General features: G+C 40.9%; 1 protein-coding gene. It reads right to left on the bottom strand.

Annotation, left to right across the window (positions count from 1 at the left end; all coding sequences use genetic code 11):
- A partial coding sequence (locus KVT11_RS20675) for a hypothetical protein (RefSeq protein WP_217609225.1) occupies nt 1–235 on the bottom strand: 235 nt, incomplete at both ends.

Raw genomic sequence — 235 nt, 5'->3', positions numbered from 1 at the left:
GTTATATGAAGCTTTGCTGCCTAGATATGATTGGTATTCATTCACCTGAGGACTTTGCTGCACTAGTGTACTGAACTGTTCATTCGCTTGACTGATCAAAGCTATGACATCCGCTGCGGCAGAGTATGACGTATCGACTTGTGCCAATGCGGCATTTAATTCTTTGGAAATGCTTTTATACAGAGCTAGATGATGATTCACTTGTGCGACTTGATAAGTTAATTCCTTTTTCGCA

The organism is Bacillus sp. GbtcB10, from assembly GCF_019091365.1.
In the GTDB taxonomy this organism is placed as follows: Bacteria; Bacillota; Bacilli; order Bacillales; family Bacillaceae; genus Bacillus; species Bacillus altitudinis.
Note: the sequence above shows the minus strand (reverse complement) of the source record. Positions and strands in the feature narration are given on the sequence as shown.